The organism is Massilia horti, from assembly GCF_004614195.1.
GTDB lineage: Bacteria > Pseudomonadota > Gammaproteobacteria > Burkholderiales > Burkholderiaceae_D > Telluria > Telluria horti.
Genome location: NZ_SPUM01000070.1, coordinates 1 through 5195, shown reverse-complemented (window position 1 = coordinate 5195; position 5195 = coordinate 1). Strand labels below are relative to the sequence as shown.

Genomic DNA, 5195 nt, shown 5'->3' with positions numbered 1-5195 from the left:
GCGCGGAACCGGAGCAGTCGAGCGAGACCGCGCTGTGCGCAGGCCGTGGGGCGTCCACAGGCGGCGCGCCGTCCAGCAGCACGCGGTAGCCGTGCTCGTGCAGCGCGTCCAGCTGCCGGGCTGCGCCGGAATCAGCCAGCGCGCCGGCGTCGATCGCCAGGATCACGCGGTTGGGCGGCAGCAGTTTAAGAACGGACGGTGTCAGCGGCGCCACAGACGCCAGCTGCAGCACGCAGTCGAGCGGCGCGACCGCCGCCAGCAGGTCCGGCGAGCCGAACAACCATTGCAGCGCCGGTTCTGGATCGGATGCATCGATGTGCAGGTGTAATGCGACCCACTCGTTATGCGCATTGGCAACAAATTGCACTTCTACCAACGGGAGTAGTGTCATGTCCAACGCAGCCATCGGAAGCATTCATTTGTGATTGGTCAATAAATATTAGTTCAACATATACACGAAAGCAATCAGAAATGTTGCCACAAGGCTACATATTTGAAGTAACGCCACATATTTACACCTACGTAATTTCACGTAGCCCATTCGAAATCATGCGCTAGTTGAGAGAAAATCAGTGCAAGATACCTCCCGCCACGCTGCAAGGAATCAACCCGGCGTGGGCTGGTCTAAGAGGGTGTTTCGAAATGAGCAGGGATAGCTCGCAGCCATGCTCATTTGAAACGACCTCTCAGCAAGGTGGATAAAAGATCCTCGGAGGAGTCACAATGAAACGTTTGACAAGCCAGCTCGGATGGGCTGCGCTTTCGATCGTGGGCGCGATCGCGCTCGCGTATGTCGCGCTCAATCGCGGCGAAAGAATCAATGCGGTCTGGATCGTGGTCGCGTCGGTATGCGTCTACCTGATCGCGTACCGCTTCTACAGCCTGTACATCGCCAACAAGGTGGTCGGCCTGAACCCATTGCGCCAGACGCCGGCCTACAAGTTCAACGACGGCCTGGACTACGTGCCGACCAACCGCTACGTGCTGTTCGGCCACCACTTCGCGGCCATCGCCGGCGCCGGCCCGCTGGTGGGCCCGGTACTGGCCGCGCAGATGGGCTACCTCCCCGGCATGCTGTGGATCCTGGCCGGCGTCGTGTTCGCCGGCGCGGTGCAGGACTTCATGGTGCTGTTCCTGTCGATGCGGCGCGACGGCCGTTCGCTGGGCGACTTGATCAAGTCCGAAATGGGCGAGATTCCGGGCGTGATCGCGCTCTTGGGCACGTTCATGATCATGGTGATCATCCTGGCTGTGCTGGCGCTGATCGTGGTCAAGGCCCTGACCGGCTCGCCATGGGGGTCGTTCACCGTGATGGCGACGATCCCGATCGCGCTGTTCATGGGCATCTACACGCGCTTTGTGCGTGTCGGGCGCATCGGCGAGATCTCCGTGATCGGCTTCGTGCTGCTGATGCTGGCGATCGTCGGCGGCCAGTACGTGCACGATTCCGCCGTCTGGAACCCGGTGTTCACGTTCACCGGCGCCCAGCTGACCTGGATGCTGATCGGCTACGGCTTCGTCGCCTCGGTGATTCCGGTGTGGCTGCTGCTGGCGCCGCGCGACTACCTGTCGACCTTCCTCAAGATCGGCACCATCGTCGGCCTGGCGATCGGCATCGTGATCGTGGCACCAATGCTGCACATGCCGGCCCTGACCCGCTTCATCGACGGCACCGGCCCGGTCTGGGCAGGCAACCTGTTCCCGTTCCTGTTCATCACCATCGCCTGCGGCGCGGTGTCGGGCTTTCACGCGCTGATCTCGTCGGGCACCACGCCCAAAATGATCGAGAACGAGGAGCACGCGCGCTTCATCGGCTACGGCGCGATGCTGATGGAATCGTTCGTCGCGATCATGGCGCTGGTGGCCGCTTCGACGATCGACCCGGGCGTGTACTTTGCCATGAACGCCCCGGCCGCCGCGATCGGCACCACCGTGCACTCGGCCGCGGCTGCCGTGTCGAACTGGGGCTTCGTGGTCACGCCCGAGATGCTCGAGCAGGTCGCGCGCGACGTCGGCGAGAACTCGATCATCTCGCGCGCCGGCGGCGCCCCGACGCTGGCGGTGGGCATGGCCCAGATCCTGGCCAATGTCGTCGGCGGCAGGGAGATGATGGGCTTCTGGTACCACTTCGCGATCCTGTTCGAGGCGCTGTTCATCCTGACCGCGGTGGACGCGGGCACCCGCGCCGGCCGCTTCATGCTGCAGGACCTGCTGGGCGCGTTCGTGCCGTCGATGAAGAAGACCGATTCGCTGCCGGCCAACCTGATCGCGACCGGCCTGTGCGTGGCGGCCTGGGGCTACTTCCTGTACCAGGGCGTGGTCGACCCGCTGGGCGGCATCAACACGCTGTGGCCGCTGTTCGGCATCGCCAACCAGATGCTGGCCGGTATTGCGCTGATCCTCGCGACCGCCGTGCTGTTCAAGATGAAACGCGGCCAGTATGCGTGGGTGACCATCGTGCCGACCATCTGGCTGCTGATCTGCACGCTCACCGCCGGCTGGCAGAAGATCTTCGACCCCAATCCCAAGGTCGGCTTCGTCGCGCATGCGCAAAAATTCCAGGCCGCGCTGGACCAGGGCCAGTTGCTGGCCCCGGCCAAGTCGGTGGCGCAGATGCAGCGGGTGATCTTCAACGACTATGTGGATGCGGCGCTGGCCGGCTTCTTCATGTTCGTCGTGGTCGCCGTGCTCGTGTACGGCGTGCGCACCGTGATGCAGGCACGCGCCAGCGGTCAGCCGAGCTCGAAGGAAACGCCGTTCGTCCCGGCATCACCCAGCCCGGCCGAGGTGTCGTGATGTTCAGCACGCTCGCACAGGCGGGCCGCTACCTCGGGCAGAGCATGCGCCTGATGGTCGGCCTGCCGGAATACGACAAGTACGTGGAGCACATGGAGCGCACCCACCCGGGACAGCCCATCATGACCTACGAGGAGTTCTTCCGCGAGCGCCAGCAGGCGCGCTACGGCGCCGGCAAGCGCGGCGGATGCTGCTGATATCGAGCAAAAGGGGTGCGCACTGCACCCCTTTTTTCTTCCCGCCGCCGCCGCGGTTCTTCATCTTCCTTTGCCGTTAGTCACCATTCAAGCCGGCCGCCGGCAAGGTGCCCGCGCACGCTTGCGAATTCGCAAGATAGTTCCCAAACGCTAATCGTATATTTTTTCTGGCGGGAATTTGCATTCGCGCAAGAGAAGGCTTGCCCCGACGTTCGCAAGCCGCGATTTGAACGGAAGGCCTGCGATTTGGCGAAGACATGCTCAACTTCGAACGCTCCAGCCTCAACCACAAGCTGACGCTGATCTCCCTGCTCTCGACAGGGACGGCGCTGCTGGTCGTGTTCGTCGCCTTCGCCATCACGTCGGTCCAGGGCCATCACAAGGACGAAGAGATGCAGCTGTCCTCGTTCGCCGGCGTGGTGGGCACCAACAGCGCCGACGCCCTGCTGTTCAACGACCGCGCGCTGGCGCAAAACATCCTGGCCGCGCTGCGCGCCAAGGTCGAGATCTCCAGCGCCATCCTGTACGACAGCCACGGCAAGCCCTTCGCCAGCTATTTCGCGCCGGGCGAGACCGAGGACGCGCAGGACCGCGCCCCGCTCGAGAGCTTCGACCAGGCGGCGCTCGATGCCTTGAACCTGGCCGGCAGCCGCTTCTGGCTGCCGCACATGCGGCTGTACCGGCCGGTCCAGAACGACCGCGGGCAGATCGGCGTCGTGATGATCGAGGCCCGGCTGATGCCGATGTGGCTCGACATCGTCAAGGGCCTGCTCACGCTCGGGCTCGCGATGGGCGGCTCGCTGCTGGTGTCGACGGTGCTGGCCGGGCGCATCAAGCGCGCCGTCGCCGACCCGATTGAAAAGCTGATCGGCGCGGCGCAGCAGGTCTCGGCCACCCAGAACTACACGCTGCGCATCGAGCACAAGCGCACCGACGAACTGGGCACGCTGATCGACAGCTTCAACGACATGCTGGCCCAGATCGAGGGCCGCGGCGCGGCGCTGACCCACCACCGGGACGAACTCGAACGGCAGGTCAGCGTACGCACCGAGCAGCTGGAAAAGGCCAAGAACGCCGCCGAGGCGGCCAGCCGCGCCAAGAGCGCGTTCCTGGCCACCATGAGCCACGAGATCCGCACGCCGATGAACGGCGTGCTGGGGATGACCGAGATGCTGCTGTCGACCGGCTTGACCGAGACCCAGCGCACCTACACCAACCTGGTCAAGAGCTCGGGCGAGCACCTGCTGGTGATCATCAACGACATCCTCGACTTCTCCAAGATCGAGGCCGGCAAGCTGACCGTCGAGTACATCAACTTCAACCTGTGGGACCTGCTGGAGGACATCGACACCGTCTACACGCCGCAGGCGTCGAGCAAGGGCCTGGAAATGCGCTTCGACATCGCCAACGACATCCCGGTGGCGATCTGCGGCGATCCCAATCGCCTGCGCCAGATCATGGCCAACCTGCTCGGCAACGCGATCAAGTTCACCGAGCAGGGCTGCATCACGGCCAAGGTGCGCGTGGCCAGCGAGGACAGCCAGGCGGTGACCCTGCGCTTCGAGGTGCACGATACCGGCATCGGCATCTCGCGCGAGGCCAGGAGCCGCATCTTCGAGGCGTTCTCGCAGGCCGACGACTCCACCACCCGCAAGTTCGGCGGCACCGGCCTGGGACTGGCGATCTCCAAGCAGCTGGTCGAACTGATGGGCGGCTCGATCGGGGTCGACAACGCGCGCAACCAAGGCTCGGTATTCTGGTTCACGGTCGGCTTCGACAAGCGCCGGGTCGATCCCGACGCCCCGGGCGACCACCAGCACACGATCGAAGGCCTGCGCGTGCTGATCGTCGACGAACTGCACGGCAACCGGGTCGGGCTGGAGCGCCACCTGGCGGCGTGGAAGGTCGGCTGCGACAGCGCGGCCTCGGCCGCCGAGGCGCTCGTCCTGCTGGCCGATGCCGCCCACGCCGGCCGGCCCTACGACGCCGCGATCCTCGACATGGAGCTGCAGCACAGCGGCGCCCTGCTGCTGGCCGCCAGCATCAAGGCCGATCCCGCCACCCGCGCCATGCGCCTGTTGATCCTCACACCGGAGCGGCTCGCCGCCGATCCGGTGCAGCGGCGCCAGGCCGGCGTGGCCTACCAGCTGATCAAGCCGGCGCGCGCGGCCGACCTGTTCGCGTGCCTGGCCACGCGAACAG

The 5195-nt window shown here is 64.9% G+C and carries 3 protein-coding genes and 1 pseudogene; 3 read left to right on the top strand and 1 reads right to left on the bottom strand.

Annotated features, from left to right (window positions below; genetic code table 11):
• A pseudogene (locus E4O92_RS11480) lies at window positions 1-391 on the bottom strand (HDOD domain-containing protein); the annotation flags it as partial.
• 332 nt (window positions 392-723) lie between these two features.
• Here E4O92_RS11480 and E4O92_RS11475 point away from each other — a divergent pair.
• The 3 genes from E4O92_RS11475 to E4O92_RS11465 all read left to right on the top strand — a co-directional run.
• On the top strand, window positions 724-2796 hold the full coding sequence (locus tag E4O92_RS11475) for a carbon starvation CstA family protein (protein ID WP_135189908.1): 2073 nt from the start codon (window positions 724-726) through the stop codon (window positions 2794-2796).
• Window positions 2796-2993 (top strand): YbdD/YjiX family protein, encoded by a 198-nt coding sequence (locus E4O92_RS11470; RefSeq protein WP_135189907.1) that lies wholly within the window; start codon window positions 2796-2798, stop codon window positions 2991-2993. Before E4O92_RS11475 ends, E4O92_RS11470 begins: the two co-directional genes overlap by 1 nt.
• A 257-nt stretch (window positions 2994-3250) precedes the next feature.
• Window positions 3251-5195 (top strand): hybrid sensor histidine kinase/response regulator (locus E4O92_RS11465; RefSeq protein ID WP_135189906.1); only part of this gene is annotated, 1945 nt, incomplete at its 3' end.

Excerpts from the sequence above, each read along its gene's own strand:
- E4O92_RS11475 (WP_135189908.1), top strand. The coding sequence starts at position 724 with ATGAAACGTTTGACAAGCCAGCTCGGATGGGCTGCGCTTTCGATCGTG.
- E4O92_RS11470 (WP_135189907.1), top strand. The coding sequence starts at position 2,796 with ATGTTCAGCACGCTCGCACAGGCGGGCCGCTACCTCGGGCAGAGCATG.